This is a genomic window from Paenibacillus sp. N119s, assembly GCF_059447605.1.
Map to the genome: position 1 here is coordinate 1 of NZ_JCAJRU010000542.1, position 347 is coordinate 347.

The 347-nt window shown below is 49.3% G+C and carries 1 protein-coding gene; it reads right to left on the minus strand.

The features are described 5' to 3' along the window. Window positions 1-347: condensation domain-containing protein (locus tag AC5V8P_RS26235; protein WP_495474137.1), on the minus strand; the 347-nt coding region annotated here is incomplete at both ends.

Below are 347 nucleotides of genomic sequence, written 5' to 3' on the forward strand. Positions count from 1 at the left end.
CCACCAATTGCTCCAGCTCGTCCAGCGTGACATGGTTTAACAGGACATCACTTGGGGTCAGCACCGTTCTCTCTTGGGTGACGCAATGATGAATGACTTCACGCAGATTGGATGTCAGCAGTTCTCCAAGCCGTGCAACCGTTTCATGACGGAATTGCGTTGTGCCATAGCGAATCGTGAACATCAACTCGCCATCCTCAATGACTCCATTGATATCCAGCGCAAAATCCATGGCCGCGTTCGTGCTGACAGGCACACCAATGGAATAGACGGAAGGCTGTAGATCATTGCCTTTATAATCCTGATCGAATTGGCCCAAATAGTTAAAACTGATTTCAGGCTGAGCC